Origin of the sequence: Ruegeria sp. SCP11, assembly GCF_040329455.1 — a bacterium.
Lineage (GTDB): Bacteria > Pseudomonadota > Alphaproteobacteria > Rhodobacterales > Rhodobacteraceae > Ruegeria > Ruegeria atlantica_E.
This window is the reverse complement of record NZ_JBDZYG010000002.1, coordinates 332,967-352,815: the sequence shown is the minus strand read 5'-3', so window position 1 is coordinate 352,815 and position 19,849 is coordinate 332,967. Positions and strand designations below refer to the sequence as shown.

At 59.4% G+C, this 19,849-nt stretch carries 20 protein-coding genes; 1 reads left to right on the top strand and 19 read right to left on the bottom strand.

Annotated features, from left to right (window positions below):
• Positions 1-2 precede the first annotated feature (2 nt).
• The 10 genes from ABLN94_RS04830 to ABLN94_RS04785 form a co-directional block, all read right to left on the bottom strand.
• On the bottom strand, positions 3-1,004 hold the full coding sequence (locus ABLN94_RS04830; RefSeq protein WP_352989801.1) for a cell division protein FtsQ/DivIB: 1,002 nt from the start codon (positions 1,002-1,004) through the stop codon (positions 3-5).
• Positions 992-1,915 carry a D-alanine--D-alanine ligase gene (locus ABLN94_RS04825; protein ID WP_352989800.1) on the bottom strand — a complete coding sequence of 308 codons (924 nt, stop codon included), beginning with the start codon at positions 1,913-1,915 and terminating at the stop codon, positions 992-994. Before ABLN94_RS04825 ends, ABLN94_RS04830 begins: the two co-directional genes overlap by 13 nt.
• A 103-nt stretch (positions 1,916-2,018) precedes the next feature.
• The gene (gene murB, locus ABLN94_RS04820) at positions 2,019-2,945 is read right to left on the bottom strand and encodes a UDP-N-acetylmuramate dehydrogenase (RefSeq protein WP_352989798.1); all 927 of its coding nucleotides are present in this window, start codon (positions 2,943-2,945) and stop codon (positions 2,019-2,021) included.
• Complete coding sequence (locus ABLN94_RS04815; RefSeq protein WP_352989797.1) at positions 2,942-3,235, bottom strand: hypothetical protein; 294 nt, start codon at positions 3,233-3,235, stop codon at positions 2,942-2,944. The genes murB and ABLN94_RS04815 overlap by 4 nt, the downstream gene beginning before the upstream one ends.
• A gap of 22 nt (positions 3,236-3,257) precedes the next feature.
• On the bottom strand, positions 3,258-3,524 hold the full coding sequence (locus tag ABLN94_RS04810) for a DUF2484 family protein (protein ID WP_170489823.1): 267 nt from the start codon (positions 3,522-3,524) through the stop codon (positions 3,258-3,260).
• Complete coding sequence (locus ABLN94_RS04805; protein WP_352989795.1) at positions 3,521-3,769, bottom strand: DUF2484 family protein; 249 nt, start codon at positions 3,767-3,769, stop codon at positions 3,521-3,523. The genes ABLN94_RS04810 and ABLN94_RS04805 overlap by 4 nt, the downstream gene beginning before the upstream one ends.
• A gap of 74 nt (positions 3,770-3,843) precedes the next feature.
• Positions 3,844-5,253 carry a UDP-N-acetylmuramate--L-alanine ligase gene (gene murC / locus ABLN94_RS04800; RefSeq protein ID WP_352989792.1) on the bottom strand — a complete coding sequence of 470 codons (1,410 nt, stop codon included), beginning with the start codon at positions 5,251-5,253 and terminating at the stop codon, positions 3,844-3,846.
• The gene (locus ABLN94_RS04795; RefSeq protein WP_352989790.1) at positions 5,250-6,347 is read right to left on the bottom strand and encodes a UDP-N-acetylglucosamine--N-acetylmuramyl-(pentapeptide) pyrophosphoryl-undecaprenol N-acetylglucosamine transferase; all 1,098 of its coding nucleotides are present in this window, start codon (positions 6,345-6,347) and stop codon (positions 5,250-5,252) included. Before ABLN94_RS04795 ends, murC begins: the two co-directional genes overlap by 4 nt.
• The gene (gene ftsW, locus ABLN94_RS04790) at positions 6,347-7,510 is read right to left on the bottom strand and encodes a putative lipid II flippase FtsW (protein WP_352989788.1); all 1,164 of its coding nucleotides are present in this window, start codon (positions 7,508-7,510) and stop codon (positions 6,347-6,349) included. The genes ABLN94_RS04795 and ftsW overlap by 1 nt, the downstream gene beginning before the upstream one ends.
• A gap of 167 nt (positions 7,511-7,677) precedes the next feature.
• Positions 7,678-7,971 carry an antibiotic biosynthesis monooxygenase family protein gene (locus ABLN94_RS04785; protein ID WP_352989786.1) on the bottom strand — a complete coding sequence of 98 codons (294 nt, stop codon included), beginning with the start codon at positions 7,969-7,971 and terminating at the stop codon, positions 7,678-7,680.
• Positions 7,972-8,114: 143 nt separating this feature from the next.
• Between ABLN94_RS04785 and ABLN94_RS04780 the strand changes: the two genes are divergently transcribed.
• On the top strand, positions 8,115-9,293 hold the full coding sequence (locus ABLN94_RS04780; RefSeq protein ID WP_352990165.1) for an NAD(P)/FAD-dependent oxidoreductase: 1,179 nt from the start codon (positions 8,115-8,117) through the stop codon (positions 9,291-9,293).
• Here the strand turns inward: ABLN94_RS04780 and ABLN94_RS04775 are convergent.
• From ABLN94_RS04775 to mraZ, 9 genes are all read right to left on the bottom strand, one after another.
• Positions 9,290-9,664 carry a glycine zipper family protein gene (locus tag ABLN94_RS04775; protein ID WP_352989784.1) on the bottom strand — a complete coding sequence of 125 codons (375 nt, stop codon included), beginning with the start codon at positions 9,662-9,664 and terminating at the stop codon, positions 9,290-9,292. The genes ABLN94_RS04780 and ABLN94_RS04775 overlap by 4 nt on opposite strands.
• Before the next feature lie 90 nt (positions 9,665-9,754).
• A complete protein-coding gene (gene murD / locus ABLN94_RS04770) occupies positions 9,755-11,170 on the bottom strand; it encodes a UDP-N-acetylmuramoyl-L-alanine--D-glutamate ligase (RefSeq protein WP_352989782.1) in 1,416 nt (471 codons plus the stop codon).
• A 150-nt stretch (positions 11,171-11,320) separates the two neighbouring features.
• Entirely contained in the window at positions 11,321-12,403 is a 1,083-nt protein-coding gene (gene mraY / locus ABLN94_RS04765) for a phospho-N-acetylmuramoyl-pentapeptide-transferase (RefSeq protein WP_170489850.1), read from the bottom strand.
• Positions 12,404-12,427: 24 nt separating this feature from the next.
• Positions 12,428-13,822 (bottom strand): UDP-N-acetylmuramoyl-tripeptide--D-alanyl-D-alanine ligase, encoded by a 1,395-nt coding sequence (locus ABLN94_RS04760; RefSeq protein ID WP_352989778.1) that lies wholly within the window; start codon positions 13,820-13,822, stop codon positions 12,428-12,430.
• Complete coding sequence (locus ABLN94_RS04755) at positions 13,819-15,300, bottom strand: UDP-N-acetylmuramoyl-L-alanyl-D-glutamate--2,6-diaminopimelate ligase (RefSeq protein ID WP_352989775.1); 1,482 nt, start codon at positions 15,298-15,300, stop codon at positions 13,819-13,821. The genes ABLN94_RS04760 and ABLN94_RS04755 overlap by 4 nt, the downstream gene beginning before the upstream one ends.
• 22 nt (positions 15,301-15,322) lie before the next feature.
• Positions 15,323-17,110 carry a peptidoglycan D,D-transpeptidase FtsI family protein gene (locus ABLN94_RS04750; protein ID WP_352989772.1) on the bottom strand — a complete coding sequence of 596 codons (1,788 nt, stop codon included), beginning with the start codon at positions 17,108-17,110 and terminating at the stop codon, positions 15,323-15,325.
• Complete coding sequence (gene ftsL / locus ABLN94_RS04745) at positions 17,107-17,475, bottom strand: cell division protein FtsL (protein WP_352989770.1); 369 nt, start codon at positions 17,473-17,475, stop codon at positions 17,107-17,109. Before ftsL ends, ABLN94_RS04750 begins: the two co-directional genes overlap by 4 nt.
• Positions 17,472-18,464: a 16S rRNA (cytosine(1402)-N(4))-methyltransferase RsmH gene (rsmH, locus tag ABLN94_RS04740; protein ID WP_352990163.1), complete on the bottom strand. Its 993-nt coding sequence runs from the start codon at positions 18,462-18,464 to the stop codon at positions 17,472-17,474. The genes ftsL and rsmH overlap by 4 nt, the downstream gene beginning before the upstream one ends.
• A gap of 4 nt (positions 18,465-18,468) precedes the next feature.
• Entirely contained in the window at positions 18,469-18,972 is a 504-nt protein-coding gene (mraZ, locus tag ABLN94_RS04735; RefSeq protein ID WP_352989767.1) for a division/cell wall cluster transcriptional repressor MraZ, read from the bottom strand.
• Positions 18,973-19,849 lie beyond the last annotated feature (877 nt).

Here is a 19,849-nt window from a genome sequence, read left to right as displayed (position 1 = left end):
CGTTATTGCCCGTTACCCACTGTCACTTTTGTATTCCACCAGTCTTCGCTGGCGGCTTTGGTCATTCTGATGGTCGGTCGCTGACCGAGGCGCATGTCCACCACGGCCACATCACGTTCCAAAAGGTCCTGCACTTCGTTCACGGCCAAAACGCGCTCTAACGCGCGCACCGGACGTTCGGTCGGCAGCATGATGCGCTGGCCTCGGTCTAGAACCAGATCCCAGCGCCGCTCGCCAATCCGCACCAAGCCTCGCACCCGAGCGCCCAAACTGCGGGCGGTGGTCAACAAAGCCAATGCCTCGGTCACGTGCTCATCCGCCCCCCTGCCCGCGATCAGAGGTAGGTTCGGATGATCTTTACGAGAGGCAATCCGCTCAACATGCGAGCCGGTATCGTCCAGCAACTCAATCCCGCGCCGTGTACGCCAGACGATAACCGGCTGGCGCTCCACCACGTCCACTTGAAGGATACCACCCGGGCGCACGCGTACGGTGGCGGATTTGACCGGATTTAGTCCGGTGATTGTGTCACGGATCTGCTCAACATCCAGATCCCAAGAACTGATCGGGAAATCCAGTGGTACAACTTCGCGGATGTCTTCAGACAGGTTCGTGCCAGCACCATCAATGGCCATCAGGTTGACCATGAATTCCGGCCGCTGCTGGATCGAAGTCTTGATGCCCGTAGCGTAAGCCAACACCGCTTCGCGCCGCTCTTGCGAGCCGAAATAGATGCTGGCGGCGGCACACACCGCCAGAACCGGCAATCCGATCTTCAAGCCCCGCCGCACACCTGGCGTAAGCATCCAGCGTTGCAAACGGTAATTCAGCCGTGACGGTGCCGGATCGAAGTGCCGCGCCTTACGACCGAACAGCTTCACACCGCTCAGACGCAGTTTGGGTTCGGCCTCGTGCCGCGTGCCCGAGGCGAAATCCGCATCCGGACCGGCCAGCGGTTTGGAACGGTGGATCACCGGTGCACGGGTGGCTCTCAGCGGTTGCACGAGGCGTCCTCCACCATCCACGCGCAGAGTTGGCCGAACGTCATACCGAAATGCTCAGCCTGCTCAGGCACTAGAGAAGTCGGCGTCATACCGGGCTGAGTGTTGGTCTCCAATAGGAACAACCCGTCTGCGCCTTTACTGTCGTCCCAGCGGAAATCCGTACGAGTCACTCCTTTGCACCCCAACGCAGCGTGCGCACGCAAGGCGTAGTCCATGCAGCGATCAAAGATATCCTGCGGGATATCGGCTGGCAAAACATGCCACGACCCACCGGGCTTGTACTTGGCGTCATAGTCGTACCAGCCGCCATCAGTCATGATCTCGGTTACGGTCAGGGCACGGTCACCCATCACGGTCACAGTCAGTTCGCGGCCCGCCACGTATTTCTCTACCATGACGAACTCGGGCATCTCATCCGACAACTGCGGAGGACCGTTGGAGCCTTCGTGCACGATATAGATACCGACGCTGGAGCCCTCGTTGTTGGGCTTGGCCACGTATGGGGGCTCCATCACGTGGGCTTCAATTACTTCGACCTTGGCTACGATCACGCTTGGCACAACCGGCAGGCCCTCGGCCTGATACACTTCTTTGCTGCGCTGCTTGTCCATTGCCAGGGCCGAGGCCAGCACACCGGAATGCGTGTAGGGAATACGCATCCACTCAAGTAAGCCTTGCACGCATCCATCCTCGCCCCAGCGGCCATGCAGGGCGTTGAAAACCACATTCGGCTTGATGTCCAAAAGGCGCGCGTAGAGGTCGGGACCTGCGTCCAGCTCAACCACTTCAAAGCCTTCTCCCCTGAGGGCGGCTGCGCATTCGCGCCCAGAGCTGAGAGACACCTCGCGTTCCGCCGAGGGGCCACCCATCAATACCGCCACTTTGGGGTTTGTCCTGCTCGACTTACCCACTTCGTGCGCCTCAATATCTTCGGACCTTATGTGGTGGTCCGTACTGCGTTATGCCTTTGATCCGTCGCCTGAATTTTTATGTTTTGGTCTGACGGCTGGGGCATTATTCTTTCAGCGGATCACCGACCCGCATGATTTCCCACTCTAGCGTGATGCCGCTTGTTTCGTAAACCTTTTTTCGCACCTCTTCGCCCAGACCTTCGAGGTCAGCAGCCGTGGCAGTACCCGTATTTATCAGGAAATTCGAGTGTTTTGGACTCATCTGCGCCCCGCCAAGCGTCGCGCCGCGCATCCCCGCATTATCGATCACTTTCCATGCCTTTAGGTCGTGCACATCGTCTGCACGCCCGGTCGAGGAATACCCCGCAGGATTGCGGAAGGTTGAGCCTGCACTGCGGTCCTTGGTGGGTTGGGTTTCGTCGCGTTTTTGCAACTGCGCCGCCATGCGTGCATGCAGTTTCTCGGGGTCACCGACAGGGCCTTCGAACGAGGCCGAGATCAACACCGCGCCTTCAGGCAGGTCGGATTGGCGATAGCGGAAATTCAACTCTTCAGGGCTGAGGTCCACAACCTCTCCCTGCCGGGTAACTATAGTGGCCTTGCGCAGTACATCCGCCGTGTAGCTGCCGTAGCAGCCCGCATTCATCCGCACCGCACCACCGACAGAACCAGGGATTGTGCGCAGAAAAGTCAGGTCTACCCCCGCATCGGCTGCCTTACGCGCCACATGGGCGTCCAGCGCCGCCGCGCCCGCGGTTACGATATTGCCGTCAACCTCAATACCGTTGAACCCCCGACCCAATCGGATCACCACAGCGCGCAGGCCACCGTCCCGGACGATCAGGTTCGAGCCAACGCCCATTGGGAAAACCAAGACATCGCCGGGTAATCCTTTTAGGAAACCTTGCAAATCCTCGATATCAGCGGGCTGAAACAAATAGTCTGCAGGTCCTCCGACGCGCAGCCAGGTGAGATCGTTCAAGGGGCGGGCCTGCGTAAGACGCCCCCTGACCACTGGCAGATCGGTCATGTGTTTGCTCTTCCGGCCATGCTGCGTCCACCGACGCCGCCCATGATGACTGCGAACAGGAAAGGCAAAACCGCTCCGGTGAGCCAGACGAAGGGGCCAAAGGCCTGTTCTTCTTCGCCGGTCCCGACCCCTGTCAACAGCACGATCAGCACCAGCGCAAGGACTGAGGTCAAACCGATCAGCCACAGCAGACCCCTGGTGCCGATCCAGCGCCCGGCAACAAAGCCGGCAAAGGCGCCAAAGATGAGGGATATCAGCGGCAGATAGGCGAAGGTAGCGATGTCGACCATAGGGGCCTCCTGAATATGGCCATTACTTGTTGGTCGCCTTCATGCCCTGCATTTTCGACTTTGTCCAACGGGTGAGGTAAATCACCGGCCAGCGCAGCACAGACATGCCAGCCACCAATACGATTAAGCCGACCCAAGGACCATTCTGCAAAGTGACATAGCCCAAAATCGGGATACCGGCTGCGATCAGGAAATAGGCGCGCGTCCAGTGGCTGTCTTTGCTCGGGATCATTGCCAGCACATTTGCCGCAATTCCCCAAAGGGCGGCAAGGGCGATGGACCAGTTCATTCCCTAACCTCCCGGCCCGTCCAGCGGCGCCAGTAATGACGGATCGGATTACGGAACATGGACGCAAACGCCGCGGATGCCAGCAGAGAGACGAACCAGCCAAAATCATGACCCAGCCAAACGATCAACGCAGGCGCTGACACGAACAGCACAATACCCGGCGGGAACTGCAGACGCATCGGCAGCATGGCCACGATAGTAGCGGCCACCACCCACAAGGCAGCGAACAGCACCGAATCTTCCAATTTCCCCTCCGAGGACGCAATTCCGTACGTGCAGCGTCACACTTTATAGTTGCAACGCACGAATGTCTATTGACTCAAACCGCCTGTTTTTGTTGCAGCCGCGCAGGCAGCCCGTTGGCCCAAGCGCTGATTGTACCGGCCCCTAGACAGACAACCATATCCCCGGGGCGGGCCTGCTCGCGGACCAGCCGCTCCAGATCGTTCTCATCCAGCAGAGCGCGGGCGTGGCGGTGACCGTGGCGGATCAAGCCCTGCACCAGATCATCGCGCGAGGCTCCCTCGATCGGGTCTTCCCCAGCGGCGAAGATTTCAGCGATCGCGACCACATCGGCGTCGTTGAAACAGGTGCAGAAATCGTCAAACAAGTTGGACAGGCGAGAGTAACGGTGCGGCTGATGCACGGCGATGACGCGTCCTTCGGTCGCCTGACGAGCGGCTTTCAGAACGGCAGCGATTTCTACGGGGTGGTGGCCGTAATCGTCGATGATTGTAACGCCATCGACTTCTCCGACCTTGGTGAAGCGGCGATTGACCCCTCCGAAGTTCGCCAGCGCATCGCGGATTTCCGAAGCTTTCATTCCAAGATGGCGCGCCACAGCAGCAGCAGACAACGCGTTCGAAACGTTGTGATCTCCCGGCATCGGCAGAGTACACCCTTCGATCACCGAGTCCTCGTATTGCAGGTGAATATCGAAATGCGCGATGCCACCTTTGTAGGTCAGGTTCACCGCCCGTACGTCGGCCTGGGCGTTGAACCCGTAGGTACGCACACGACGGTCGGTGATGCGTCCTACCAGCGTCTGCACCTCGGCGTGGTCGGTGCAGCACACGGCGAGACCATAGAACGGCAGGTTTGACACGAACTCGTAGAATCCGTCGCGCAGTTTATCGAAGTCGCCCCAATGCTCCATATGCTCGGGGTCGATATTGGTGACGATTGCGATGGTCGCAGGCAAACGGTTGAACGAACCATCGGATTCGTCAGCCTCAACCACCATCCATTCGCCCTGCCCCATCCGAGCGTTTGAACCATAGGCGTGGATGATGCCACCATTGATCACGGTCGGGTCGAAATCACCCGCCACCATCAGCTCTGCCATCATTGTGGTGGTTGTGGTCTTGCCGTGCGTCCCGGCGATGGCGATGTTCGAGCGCAACCGCATCAGTTCAGCCAGCATGTCCGCGCGGCGTACCACCGGCAGGCCTCGTGCGCGGGCACCGTCCAGCTCTGGGTTGCCCGGTTTGATCGCGGTGGAAACCACCACAACGGTTGCATTTTCCAAATTTTCAGCGCGCTGGCCAACAAAAATCTCAGCCCCCAAACCAGCCAAGCGTTCAGTGATCTTGGACGCCTTCAGGTCAGATCCCTGCACCCGGTACCCCAGGTTCAGCAGCACCTCGGCGATGCCCGACATCCCGATCCCACCGATACCAACAAAATGGATCGGCCCTACGTCTTGCGGCAGTTTGGTTGCGGGATTCATGCGGTCTCCTTCTGCGCCAGGTCTTCGACAAGGTGCACCAGACGCTCGGTCGCGTCGGGGGCACCGGTCGAGAGGGCGGCATGGGCCATCTTTTGCGCGGCTTCGGGGTTGGTCAGAACCGTGGTGATTTGCTCGGTCAGCGAAGAAACGTCAAGGGCGTTTTCGGGGATCATGATTGCCCCGCCCGCCTGCACCAACCCGCGAGCATTGGCGGTTTGGTGATCGCCAGCGGCGGCGGCGAAGGGGATCAGGATCGAGGGCCGTCCGATCACCGAGATATCGGCAACACTGGAAGCCCCCGAGCGCGAGATGACCAACTGGGCGTCGGACATGCGGCGGGGGACGTCCTGAAAGAATGGCTTAACCTCGGCCCGAATTCCGTGATCGGCGTAGAACGCCGTGACACGCTCGCCATCCTCATCGCGTGCCTGATGGGCCACGCGGATATGAGTGCGCAGATTGTCAGGCAAAGCCGCAATCGCGCCAGGCACCATGTCACTGAGAATGCGCGCACCCTGGCTGCCACCCATAACAAGGATCGACATCGGATAGTTGCCGGGGGGGATATAGCCAGCAGCGGCGCGCTCTAACACGGCGGCGCGAACCGGATTACCAGTGTGAATGCCTTTTGCCCCTTCGGGTAAGTCCGTGGGCCAGATACCACAAGCCACCTGAGACACTCGGGTTGCGAACAGTTGGTTCACCCGGCCCAAAATACCGTTCTGTTCATGGATCATGCGTGGGATTTTCAGCATTGTTGCCGCACCCAGCGCCGGGATCGACGGGTAACCGCCAAAACCCACAACCACATCCGGACGATCGCGCATCATCTGCATCACCATGCTGGTGACACCGCCTGCAATCTTAGGCCCGACCATCGCCTTGGCAGCCAGACCACCGCGGGCGAACGTGGCCGAAGACGCCTCGACAATCTCAGTCGAGTGCGGGAAGCCACTGGTATAACGCGCGCCACGTGGATCCGTGGACAGGCGCACGCGCCAGCCTTTGTGCAGCATCGCCTCGGCCAGCGCCTGCGCCGGGAACATGTGGCCCCCGGTGCCGCCAGCCGCAATCAGAAGGTAGGGTTTCTTCATTAACCTCGTCCGCGAAGAATATCACCAAGCTCGCCTTGTGGGCGCGTTCGGGTAAAGGCCAACAACATACCGACCGCAATCCCGCCCGCGATCAGCGACGACCCGCCATAGCTAACAAAAGGCAATGTCATGCCCTTGGCGGGCAGTAGGCGCACTGCGACGCCCATATTGATCATCGCCTGAACGCCGAACATGCAGGCCAGCCCGGTTCCGGCCAGACGAATGAACATATCCCGCTCACGCATCAGGCGCAGCAGCGACCGCACCACAATCAGCGAATACAGCGCAATGATAATCAGCACGAGGATAAGCCCGTATTCCTCGGCCGCCACAGCGATAATGAAATCGGTATGGGCGTCAGGCAAAGACCATTTCACCTGCCCTTCTCCCACGCCGACGCCAAATAACCCGCCTTCGCGGATCGCGTTGGTAGCATAGCCAAGCTGGGTGGTGGGATCGACCTCTTGATTGAGAAAACCGTCGATGCGACGGGCGAAGTGTTCCGAGTTGGAGTAGGCAAACATGCCGCCCAAAACAACGGCCCCTGCCATACCGACCAGCAGAAACATCGGGGCTCCGGCGACGAAATACATCACACCCCAACCGAACAGGATCAGACAAGCCTGACCAAAGTCAGGTTGCAACACCAACATACCAACGATGGCCATACACAGTGCGAACGACCATAACCGCCCCGGAGGGCCGTTGATTTCCTGCGACGCGGCCAGCAACCATGCCGCCACAACGATAAAGCCCGGTTTCAGAAATTCTGACGGTTGCAGCGAAGCGAACCCAAGTGAATACCAACGCACTGCCCCCTTGCCGAAATCGGTGCCAAAGACAGGTAAAAAGGCCAGCGCTACAAACGCGCCCAAAAACCCCAGCACCGCGAGACGGCGCACCAGCGTCGGCGACATCATCGAGGTCAGCAGCATCGCGATCAGCGCCAATCCGCCGAAAAGCGCCTGACGCTCGACATAGTGGAACGGATCAAACCCGTTGCGCCCGGCCAGCGGCGGCGATGAGGCCAGTCCCAGCAACAGCCCGATGACAAACAGAATCAGCACGCAGGACATCGTCCAGCGATCAATTGTTCGCCACCACTTTGGTAGAATCGGTTCACCGCGCTGGTCCTGGACCGCGCCATACACCATCTCAGTCATGAGATACCGCCACTATCTGCCTCGTTAACGCCCCGTTTTCGGGGTCTGATTGAGACTCTACAGGGATTTTGGCGTTTGGGCTAGCAGAATGACGGGTCGACCGGCGATATCGGCGCGATGGAGCAGTTCCTCTGACTTAAAGCGCAGTCTTTGAACTTTCGGTCTACTTAAGCAACTAGGTCATAGTGCTTGATCAGTCGCGCTTCGACCAGCTCAGCCTCGGCCGGATCGATGTGCGGGCTATTGTAGTCTTCACCGACAAAAGCTTTCAGCGCATCGAGGCTTTCCCAAATCATCACGAAGCTGAATTCTCGCGGTGTGTCAGGACGCGGTGCGCCTGGCAGGACCTGTACGATGCCCTCTGTGTTCTGCATCAAAGGGATTGCAGTTTCATGGAAGAATTTCGAAAACTCTGCCTCTTTGCCGGGCCGCACTGTCACTTGGAAAATCCGCATAATCATTGGGGCGCCCTCCTTTGCAATGAAGAATGAGGTTCCTTAACGGCAGTAGTTTACCACAAGGCTTACAAGTCCGTTGCCCCACCTCCCGGATCGGCATGTCACTCCCCCTTGCCATCTCTGCCAATTCACGCCATGCGCAGCAAATGACTTTTGACACGATCATCCTTGGTGCCGGTGCAGCCGGTATGATGTGCGCTGCCCATTGCGGCGGACGCGTTCTGGTGATCGATCACGCAAAAGCTCCGGGTGAGAAAATTCGCATCTCGGGCGGCGGGCGCTGCAATTTCACCAATATGTATGCGGGACCGGGTAACTTCCTGTCACAGAACCCGCATTTCTGTAAATCCGCACTGGCACGTTACACACAGTGGGATTTCGTCGATCTGATCGGGCGCCACGGCATCGCATGGCATGAGAAAACGCTGGGGCAGCTTTTCTGCGACGGGTCGTCGAAACAGATCATCCAGATGCTGCTAGCCGAGATGGACCGCACAGGGGCCGAGCTGTGGGTGCGGACCGAGGTGAAGGACCTGCGCAAGACCGAGGCCGGGTTCGTACTGGAGGTTGACCGCGAAGGGCAGCGGGTCAGCCTCTCTTGCGCCAATCTGGTTCTGGCCACAGGCGGCAAGTCGATCCCCAAGATGGGCGCGACCGGGCTGGCCTACGATATCGCCCGTCAGTTCGGGCTGCGTTTGACCGAAACCCGCGCCGCTCTTGTGCCATTCACCTTCTCGGACGGGAAATTCAAGGACTTGTCCGGCGTTTCTCTGCCCGCGCGCGTATCAAACGACCGTACCCGCTTTGATGAAGCACTGCTGTTCACCCATCGCGGCCTCAGCGGGCCGTCGGTGCTGCAACTGTCGTCATACTGGCGCGAGGGCGAGGCGATCCGGGTCAACCTGATCCCTGACATACCCCTATTCGATCTGTTGCGGGATCAGAGGCAAAACGGTGGACGGAAAGCGCTGACCACGGAACTGGCTCGGCACCTGCCCGCACGACTGGTGGACTACCTCAGCCAGCGGATCCCCATGATCGGCAATCTGGCCGACCAGTCCGACGCCGCGCTGAGCGACCTGACCGCAGCGCTGTCCCACTGGCACCTGACCCCTTCGGGCACCGAAGGTTATCGCACCGCCGAGGTCACTCTGGGCGGGATAGACACCGATGATCTGTCGTCGAAAACAATGGAGGCCAGGGACGTCCCCGGCCTCTATGCAATTGGTGAAGCGGTGGATGTCACCGGCTGGCTAGGCGGCTACAACTTCCAATGGGCGTGGTCCTCGGGCCACGCCGCAGGAAGTGCAATCGCAGGCCGTTAACCTACGACGTTGTAGCCGCGATTGCGCATGCAGTTGCGAACAATCACTTCCTTGTTCTGGTTCTTGGCTACGACATCCGCACCGGCGCCCAGCAGCGCACCAGCAGCGGCCGCGCGACCCAGGTTGTCGCTGCTGTCCTGAATGATCGCAGTCGTCGCAGCTGTACCCGCAGCCGCGAGCGCCGCATTACCAGCAGTACTTCCGTCCACAGCAGGTTGAGATGCCGCAAGTTGTTGGCACTGCTGCAGATCGAAGTTGTAGTTCGGACCGACCGGACCATCGACCACAGGCTGATAGTTTGCACCGGTATTTGCACAGGCACCAACCAATGCAATTGCAGGAAGGATCAGAAAACATTTACGGTTAAGCATATCCGTGACCTCACGTTGAATTTCCGGACACCAAAACAATTTCTTAGGGCGCGTCAAGCCGATAACTCCGGACTGCCGTCCAAGCGGCAGTTATTCGCAAACACCACTGTCAGCTAGCCGTTTTTCCACTTCCGCCACGAAGTCGTCCCCGCGCTGCTCGAAATTGTCGTATTGGTCAAAACTGGCGGCAGCTGGGGCTAGCAGCACAGTTTCTCCCGGTTGGGCATCTTCCATGGCCTGCGCGACAGCGGCATCCATGGTGGTGCAGACCTGCGCCTCAGCCTCAAGCTGCATTGCAAAACCAGCCGCCTCGCGCCCGATTACGTATGCTTTGAGCACCCGATCCGCTGCACCGTTCAATGCCGCCAAACCGCCCTCTTTCTCAAGCCCCCCGCAAATCCACCGGATCTTTTTAAAAGCAGTCAGCGCCTTCAGTGCGCTGTCCACATTGGTGGCCTTGGAATCGTTCACATATGTCACGCCGCCCGCCTCGGCGATAATCTGGCTGCGGTGCGGAAGGCCGGGGTAACTGTGCAACGCGTCTTCGATAACGCGCGGCGCCAACCCCAGTGCACGGCAGGCCGCATATGCGGCGCACGCGTTTTGATGGTTATGCGCACCGGGGAGCCCTTTAATCTCGCGCAGGTCAATGGAGCCAGCCTGACGCCCCTTGCGGTACTCTGCCAAGAACCCCTTGCGCGCGAATACCTGCCAGCCCGGTCCGGTCAACTTTCGCGCCACAGAGACACGGATCACCCGGTCATCCGTAGGCCCTTCGGACAGTTGTCCGGCCAAAAACGCACCTTCATTCTCGTCCACGCCAATCACCGCGCGATCCGGTCCGCCCTCGGCGAACAACCGGCGCTTGGCTGCAAAGTACCCTCCCATGCCGCCATGTCGATCCAAATGATCTGGAGACAAGTTCGTAAACACAGCCACATCAGGCGTCAAAGCCCGCGCGAGTTCGGTCTGATAACTGGACAGTTCCAGCACCACCACTGAACCATCTTGGCCGGGATCAATGTCCAACACACCGCGCCCTATATTCCCGGCCAATTGCACCTCGCGCCCGGCCTCGGTTAGGACGTGATGAATAAGGGCCGCCGTGGTCGATTTACCGTTCGATCCGGTCACTGCTATCACGCGCGGGGGGGTGTCGTAGTGGCTCCACTCAGGTCCTGCAAACGACCGAAAGAATAGCCCAATATCATTGTCGACCGGCACCCCCGCCTCTAGCGCCGCGGCCACAACCGGATTTGGTTCCGGATAGAGGTGCGGGATGCCGGGCGACACGATCAGCGAGGCAATTGCATCAAACGCCCCATGGCGGCGCAAGTCGGTACAGTTGAATCCCTCAGCTTCGGCCTTTTCCCGTGCGGCAGGGTTGTCATCCCAGCACACCGGCTCAGCCTTGCCCGCCCGCAGCGCGCGCGCCGTTGCCAGACCCGACCGGCCAAGCCCCAGAACCGCAACTTTCTGCCCTGAAAACCCTTTGACCGGGATCATGTCGCCCACCTTCTTCTGACGCCCAATTGGCCGCCACACTGCGCAGAAGAACCCACTGATGGCAAGGGTGGCAAAAGGCTCGCGCGCAAGCGCGAGCCGGGCCCAACAGGTGGCAGGTGGGCCGCAGGTTCACCGAACCTGGCGGGAGCGTTACCGGACCTTCAACGTCGCCAGACCGATCATCGCCAGGATCAGAGAGATGATCCAGAAACGGATGACAATGGTCGGCTCTGCCCAGCCTTTTTTCTCATAGTGGTGATGGATCGGCGCCATCAGGAACACGCGGCGTCCGGTACGTTTGAAGTATAGAACCTGAATGATCACGCTCAGTGCCTCGACCACGAACAATCCGCCAACCACGGCCAGTACCAACTCGTGCTTGGTCGCCACAGCAATCGCGCCCAGCGCACCACCCAGAGCCAGAGATCCGGTGTCGCCCATGAACACCGCCGCAGGCGGCGCGTTGTACCAAAGGAACCCAAGTCCTGCGCCAAACAGCGCTGAGGTGAAGATGAAAATCTCCCCGGTCCCCGGCACATAATGCACGTCCAGATATTCGGTGAAGTCGACTCGTCCAACCGCATAGGCAATCACGCCCAGTGTTGAGGCCGCAATCATCGCCGGCATGATCGCCAGCCCGTCTAGACCATCAGTCAGGTTCACCGCATTCGCGGCGCCTACGATCACGACAATCGCAAACGGAATGTAGAAAATCCCGAGATTAACCAACGTGTCCTTGAACACCGGAACCGCCAGTTGGTTCTGCAAAGCTTCGGGATGGTGCAGCGTTGCCCATAGCGAAGCCAGCACCGCAATAATCACACCCAGCGCCAACCGCATCTTGCTAGACACGCCCTTGGTGTTCTGTTTCGAGACCTTGGCAAAATCATCCGCAAAGCCAATCGCCGCATAGGCCAGCGTCACGAACAGCACCATCCAGACATAAGGGTTGTCCCACCGCGCCCAGACCAGTGTCGACGTCACCAGCGCGCCAACGATCAGCAACCCGCCCATGGTCGGGGTTCCCGCCTTCGAGAAATGCCCCTCTGGCCCGTCATCCCGGATCGGCTGGCCCTTGCCCTGTTTGCGGCGCAGCACGTTGATCAGAGGTTTACCAAAGATGAAACCAAAAATCAGTGCCGTCAGAAAGGCTCCGCCCGCACGGAAAGTGATGTAGCGGAAGAGGTTGAAGAAATCCCCTCCATCCGACAGGGCGGTCAACCAATAGAGCATTTCAAAACCTTTCTCGTGCGGCGATCATGGGTCAAGCGCGCTCCCTTGCCCCATTTTCCGCAAACCGTCAACAATCTGCGCCAGTGCCATGCTGAGCGAACCCTTGGCCAGCACCGTATCCCCCGCTCGGATCAATTCCGGCAGGTGTTTGACCATCTCGGCGCTTGTCTCACTCCATAGCCCGCGTTTTTCCTCGGGCAGCGCCTCGTGCAGCGCTTTCATCAGCGGTCCGATGCAGTGAACCTGATCCACCTGCGCCATCGCGGGCACATCCGCCATACCGGCGTGCATCGGAACTTCCTGCGCACCCAACTCTTTCATATCGCCCAGAAAAGCGACGCGGCGTGTGCCTTGAGTGGCGGCAAGCACGTCAAGCGCGGCCTCCATCGAAGTGGGATTGGCATTATAGCTGTCGTCCAACAACTCGATCTGCCCACCTAAGGCGAGCGGTAGCACCTCGCGCACGCCTCGACCTTTGACCGGAGACCATTGACGCAGCCCGGCGATGGCTTCATCCAGATCGACGCCCATCTCAACACAGGCCGCCAGAGCACCCAACGCATTCATAGCGAAATGAGTACCGGCCGACTTCACGTCATAAGTGATGGATGCATCACCCACTGTGGCCCTCGCGTGGACCGAGTCGCCCCCTTGCGTCACCTCACTCAGACTGTAATCCACCGCTTCACGCCCGAAATCGACGATCCCGGCTCCGTGGTCCAACGCTGTTTGGCACAGGATGTCCGCGTGTTCGATGTCGGCATTCACAATGGCTGCGCCGCCGACCTCTAATCCCTCGAAAATCGCGGCCTTTTCATGGGCGATACCCGCTACAGATTCAAAAGCCTCGAGGTGCACAGCCGCCACGGTTGTCACCAGCGCCACATGCGGGCGGGCCTGGCGGGCCAATGGAGCGATCTCACCGGGGTGATTCATGCCAATCTCGATCACCGCGAATTCTGTGTCGCGCGGCATCCGGGCCAGTGTCAGAGGTACTCCCCAATGATTATTGTAGCTGGCCACACTTGCGTGGGTTTTGCCTTGTCTTTCCAGGATGGTCGCCAACATTTCCTTGGTCGAAGTCTTGCCGACGCTGCCCGTTACGCCGATCACGCGCGCGTCCGTGCGCGCGCGGCCTGCCTGGCCCAAAGCCTCCAGCCCGGCTTGAACGTCGTCTACAATCAACAACGGAGCATCTTCGGAGACTCCTTCTGGGACATGCGACACCAACGCGGCACCTGCGCCCTTTTCCAAGGCTTGTGCCACGAAATCATGCCCGTCCCGTGCGGCCTTGAGGGCAACGAACAGATCTCCGGGCTGGAGGGTTCTTGTGTCGATCGACACCCCATTCACCACCCAATCGGTCGTGGCGCGCCCACCGGTAGCTTCGGCAGCCTCGGCTGCGGTCCAGAGCGTCATGCCACTCTCCCATCCAGCGCGGCCACGCTGATACTGGCTTGCTCCACGTCATCAAACGGCAAGACCTGATCGCCGACAATCTGGCCTGTTTCATGCCCCTTCCCTGCAATCAACAGCGCGTCGCCAGGTTGCAACGCATCAATTCCGCGCAAGATGGCTTCGGCCCTGTCGCCCACTTCAGTGGCCTCCGGTGCACCCAGCAGGACGGCAGCGCGGATTGTAGCCGGGTCCTCGCTACGCGGGTTGTCGTCGGTGACAAAGACCACGTCCGCATTGTCTGCTGCAGCTTTGCCCATCAAAGGTCGCTTGGTGGCGTCCCGATCCCCCCCCGCACCGACGATAGCGATCAGTCGCCCCATTACATGCGGGCGCATCGCCTTGAGCGCGGTGGCCACTGCATCCGGTGTATGAGCGTAGTCGACAAACACCGCCGCGCCGTTTTCCCGCGTGGCGGCCAACTGCATACGGCCGCGAACGGTTGTCAGATGAGGCAGAGTTTCGAAAACGCGCTCGGGCTCTTCCCCAGCCGCGATGACCAGACCGCAGGCGAGCAGGATGTTCTCGGCCTGAAACCCCCCGATCAGGTTTAGGCGGGTTTGAAACACTTTACCCTTCCAGGAAAAGCGCAAATCCTGCCCGGTTGCGTCAAAGCGTTGGCTTAATAGGCAAAGGTCAGTGTCATCCTGCCCAACCGTCGACACCGACTGCCCCCTGGCTTCGGCGATTCTAAGAACTTCAACTCCCTTAGGGTCGCTCATGTTGATCACGGCCGAGCCGTCCTGAGGCAGAACCCGGTCGAACAATCCGGCCTTGGCGGCAAAGTAAGCCTCGAAAGTTTCGTGATAGTCCAGATGGTCCTGCGTGAAGTTTGAAAACCCAGCGGCTGTCAGATGTACCCCATCCAGACGACGTTGTTCGAGGCCGTGTGAGGACGCTTCCATCGCCGCGTGAGTCACACCGTTCTCGGCGGCCTTGGCCAGACAACGATGCAAGGTGATCGGTTCCGGTGTGGTGTGGGCCAACGGCGCGGTCCAGGCACCTTCAACACCCGTGGTGCCAAGGTTCACTGCAGCGTGGCCGAGTTCCATCCAGATCTGACGCACGAACGTCGCGACCGAGGTTTTGCCATTGGTGCCGGTGACGGCAACGATGGTTTGGGGCTGCGTGCCGAACCACAACGCGGCGGCGCCAGCCAGCGCTTGACGCGGGTCCTCGACCACGATCAGCGCAGCGTCCGATGACGCCAGTTCCTCAGAGGCGATTTCAGCACCTTCGGCATCTGTCAGAATAGCCGCTGCGCCCATGCGCAAAGCGAACTGAATAAACTCTCCGCCGTGAACGCGCGTTCCGGGAAGCGCTGCAAAGAGGTAACCGTCCTTCACCTCGCGACTATCAACCGCCAGACCGGTGATGTCGGGATTCGCGCCGCCTCTTGCGGTAAGGGCCAGTTGGCTAAGTGTTTTCGTCCTTGCGCCCATGACCCACCTCTTTCCGGACAGCCTAATTCGAGGTCAGGGTTATAGCAGCGCTCGCCTCAGGCTCAAGCCGGGGACGCAGCCCTAGCAGCGGCGCGATCCGGGCGATCAGCTCTGACGCGACCGGAACTGCCGTCCATCCCGCCGTCCGGCGCTTTTCGCCATAAGCGACAATGGAAGGCTCATCCAGAGTGACAATCAGCACATATTTCGGATCATATGCCGGGAAGATCGTCGCAAAGGTCGCAATGACCTTGTCATCATAGTATCCGCCGCGCGGTTTAGGCTTATCGGCTGTTCCAGTTTTACCGGCCACATCATACCCCGCCACATCGCCGAAGCTGGCCGTACCGTCCGTCACCACCTTGCGCAGCATCTTCTGCGCCTGCGTCGCCGCACTGTTCGACATCACCCGGGGTCCGTATTGAGGCCCATTTTTGCGTAGAATAGTTGGGCTGACATAGTGCCCGCCATTGGCAATCGCCGCATAGCCTGCGGCCAGATGCATCGGGCTGGTCGACAGACCGTGACCATAGGAAATCGTCACCGTGCTCAACTCGCCCCATTTCTTGGGCTTCAGCGGAGCGCCGCCTGCCGCCTCGACAATCTCGAACGGCGTGGCTTCGAACATGCCCAGCGCCTCAAGGAAATCCTGCTGCCGTTTTGCACCGATCTGCAGTGCCAGTCGCCCGGTGCCCCGGTTCGAGCTGTGGACGATCACATCCGCAACACTGATCTTGCCGTAATTCTTGCCGTTGAACTCACCGATCGGGAACCGCCCGATCTTCATCGGGCCGGAGGTATCGATGATGGTCTCGGAGTTCACTAGCCCCAGTTGCACGGCCTGCGCTGCGGTGAAGATTTTGAACACCGAGCCCAGCTCATATACGCCCTGCACATAGCGATTGAACAAGGGGCTGTCCGACGGGTCGAACCCCGAGGTCGGCGGGCGCGGGCGGTCATTGGGGTCGAACGAAGGCAGCGACGCGGCCGAGATCACCTCACCCGTATGCGCGTTCATCAGAACCGCCGAGGCACCCTTGGCGTTCATGATCTTCATACCGCCATACAGCACTTGTTCCACCGCGGCCTGAACGGTCAGGTCAAGCGACAGTTGCAGCGGTTTGTTGCCATTGGCCGGGTCGCGCAGATAGTCGTCGAACTGTTTCTCGACACCAGCCACACCAATGACTTCGGCGGCGCTTACGCCCTCACGACCGAAACCGGAACCGCCCAGAATATGCGCGGCGAGGCGACCATTCGGGTAGAGCCGCATCTCACGCGGGCCAAACAGAATGCCGGGATCGCCGATATCATGCACCGCCTGTTTCTGTTCGGGCGAGATGCGCTTCTTGATCCACAAGAACTTGCGCTTTCCGGTGAAATCCTTGACCAGACGCTCTTTGTCCAGATCGGGGAAGATCGCCACCAGTTGATCCGCCGCGGCAATCGGGTCGATCATCAAAGGTGGCTGGGCGTAAACGGAATAAGTATCCAGGTTGGTCGCCAAAATGCGCCCCTCACGGTCCACGATATTGGCCCGCTGCATGGCAATGGCGGCACCAGGGGCACTGGCCAGCGGCTCCTGCGCCTCGGACGTGGCCAACATGCCCATACGGACACCCACCACCGAGAAAGCGCAGAAAAAGAACAGGCCCAAAACCAAAAGGCGCCCTTCGGCGCGGGCGCGGGCACGGTCCTTCATATCTTCGTGACGTTGTCGGATGTTTTCCCGTTCAATCGCCTTTGGGTTCTCGCCCCGGGCGCGGGCGTCGAGGATTCGGGCCAGAGGGCGCAGGGGCGTGCGGGTCATGGAATCTGCACCTCGCCCAGCGCCTGAGTACTGTTGATGGCCTGCAACTCAATCGGGTCGACGATGGGCAGGTCCGGGTCCTCGGCATATGAAATCTGGTCGGCGCGTCCGAATTGTTCCGCGCGCAGGGGTAGCAGCCCCAAACGTTCGAAATTCAGATCCGCCAGTTCGCGCAATCGGTCGGGCCGGTTTAAATAGGCCCATTCCGCGTTCAGAACGGCCAGCCGAACCTGCGCCATACCGATCTCGCGCTGAAGCTTCTGCGTTTCTTTCACGACCTGTTGGGTGCGGTAATTCTCCTGATACGCCCAAAGCGCCAGCCCGAATACGGCCAGAGCGGTCAATACATACAAAACACTCTTCATTTCGCTCTACCCCCAAGTTGCGGCATCCCAATAGCGCGGGCATCAATTTCCCCCGCTGGAGCATCAGTCCGCACCGCAACGCGCAGCTTGGCCGAGCGCGCGCGTGGGTTTTCCTGCAATTCCTGATCGTCCGGACCCACGGCCTTGCGGGTCTTTAGCGTGAATTGCGGCTGCTCTTGCTCCAACTCAGGCGCGTATCGGTTGGCACGACCGGTCTTGCCCGCCCGGGACTGAAAGAACCGTTTGACCATCCGGTCCTCGATAGAATGAAAGGTTACAACTGCCAGTTGGCCGCCCGGTTTCAGTGCACGCTCAGCGGCCATAAGCCCTTCAAACAACTCTTCGTATTCCGCATTTACGGCAATCCGCAGACCCTGAAAGCTACGCGTCGCTGGATGCGATTGGCCGGGCTTTGGGCGCGGCAGGCAGGACTCAATGATCGCAACCAGCCGAAGCGTCGTGGTGATCGGTTCCTCGGCCCGCGCTTTCACAATGGCCTTGGCGATGCGGCGGCTGGCACGCTCCTCACCGTAGTGAAACAGGATGTCCGCCAGTTGTGCCTCGGTCGCGGTGTTGACCAGATCGGCGGCGCTTTCACCCTCCTGGCTCATGCGCATGTCCAGCGGGCCGTCCTTCATGAAGGAAAAACCGCGCTCGGCCTGATCCAGCTGCATCGAAGACACACCGAGGTCCAACACGACGCCATCCAAGTCCTGCGCATATTCATCCATGCGCGAGAACACACCGGGCTGCATCACCAGCCGGTCGCCGTAGTCACCTGCCCAATCTGCCGCCATCTCAAAGGCCAGAGGATCGCGATCGACACCGATGACCTTGTCGGCTCCAGCATCCAGCAAACTACGGGTGTATCCACCCGCCCCAAAGGTGCCATCCAGCCAAACGCCCGACACCGGAGCCACGGCTGCCAGCAGTGGGCGCAGCAAAACGGGAATATGAGGTTTGTCGGAAGGAGTTTCAGCGCCGGCCATGCCGTTACGCGTCCCCGACGCCATCTAGGAACTCCAGAGGATCGAAGTCCTCGGGCTGTTCGTCCAGCCATTCCTCAGCTGCGGCTAACTCTTCGGATTCGTACGTCTCGGGTTTCCAGATCTGGAACGTGTCACCAGCGGCGATAAAGAACGCCTCGTTTTCAAGTCCGACCTTATTGCGCAGCTTGGCCGGCAACACCAGACGCCCGGTCTCATCAACAGTGGTCGGGAAGGACTGACCATGGAACATACGCTGCAGCATCTTCCGCTGCATCGAGCCGCGCGGCAGCGCATCAATCTTGTCATCGACCTCGTCGATCGCTTGCATGGTATAGCATTCTAGGAATTTGCGGCGGTGATCGCCATAGACGATTACCAGTTCAGGAGTATCTCCGGGCTGCCAGTTAGGATCAGAAGCCTCAAGCACACGGCGAAACGAGGCCGGGATCGACACCCTGCCCTTCGCATCCACCTTGTGGTGGCTTTCACCTCTAAACCTGCGCGCCAAGACGATTGTCCCTTTCGCTTGCGCCCCACCAAGAAATTCCGTTCCCCCCGGATGAAAAACGGCGGGTTGATCTGCTGCCACCGATCAACCCGCCGCATTGACCCGCTGAGCGGGATGTCCAGCTGCGCGCGCCACCTGGGGGGATGTCTGCTCGCCCGCGCGCCGGATCTCTAGAGTGATGAAAGCGAGATGCCTGTATGAAACCTGTTTTTGTTGGTTCGGGGTCGTTTGGCGCCCCATGTGCCTCGTCCTCATCGGATAAACAAGGGATGACATGGGAAATCATGGAAATCAACAGGAAATTTCACAACCTGACCCACGGAGTCGCAACATACCCAAACACAATTTAAAAGAAAACCACCTTACCCACACATCAATTAGACTAAATGAAATTTTTATACACCATATATTGTGCCCCCGACGCACCACCCAGCATGTCCCATGTTTTCCCAATATTTTTCACGGAATCACAATATCCCCTCTCAACGCACGAAAATATGCGGCCTTCTGCGCCGAATCACCCAAAGCCAGAAGGCTTGAGGAGGCTTCGCAGATCCCGTTCCCACCCCAAGCCCATGAATTCCCATACGCTGAAAGCCCCAATCAGAGGCATCATGCATTCCTCTCCGATCTCGAAGCGCACAAATTCAAATCAATGGGCGTAAAGAAGTAGCAGCTCCAAGCATGTTGCTACTTCGAGACTGGCGCCGAAATGGAAAGAAGGCCGCCAAAACCCATGTTTTCAAGGCCTTTGGGCGACGAGATACCCAACAGCTTGATATCTATGCAATTGCTGCATAGCGGCATTGACGACGCAGGCTATTGTGCAAGCGCAGCATTTCCTTATTTTCATCCTCAAGCAAACGCCGAAACGCTT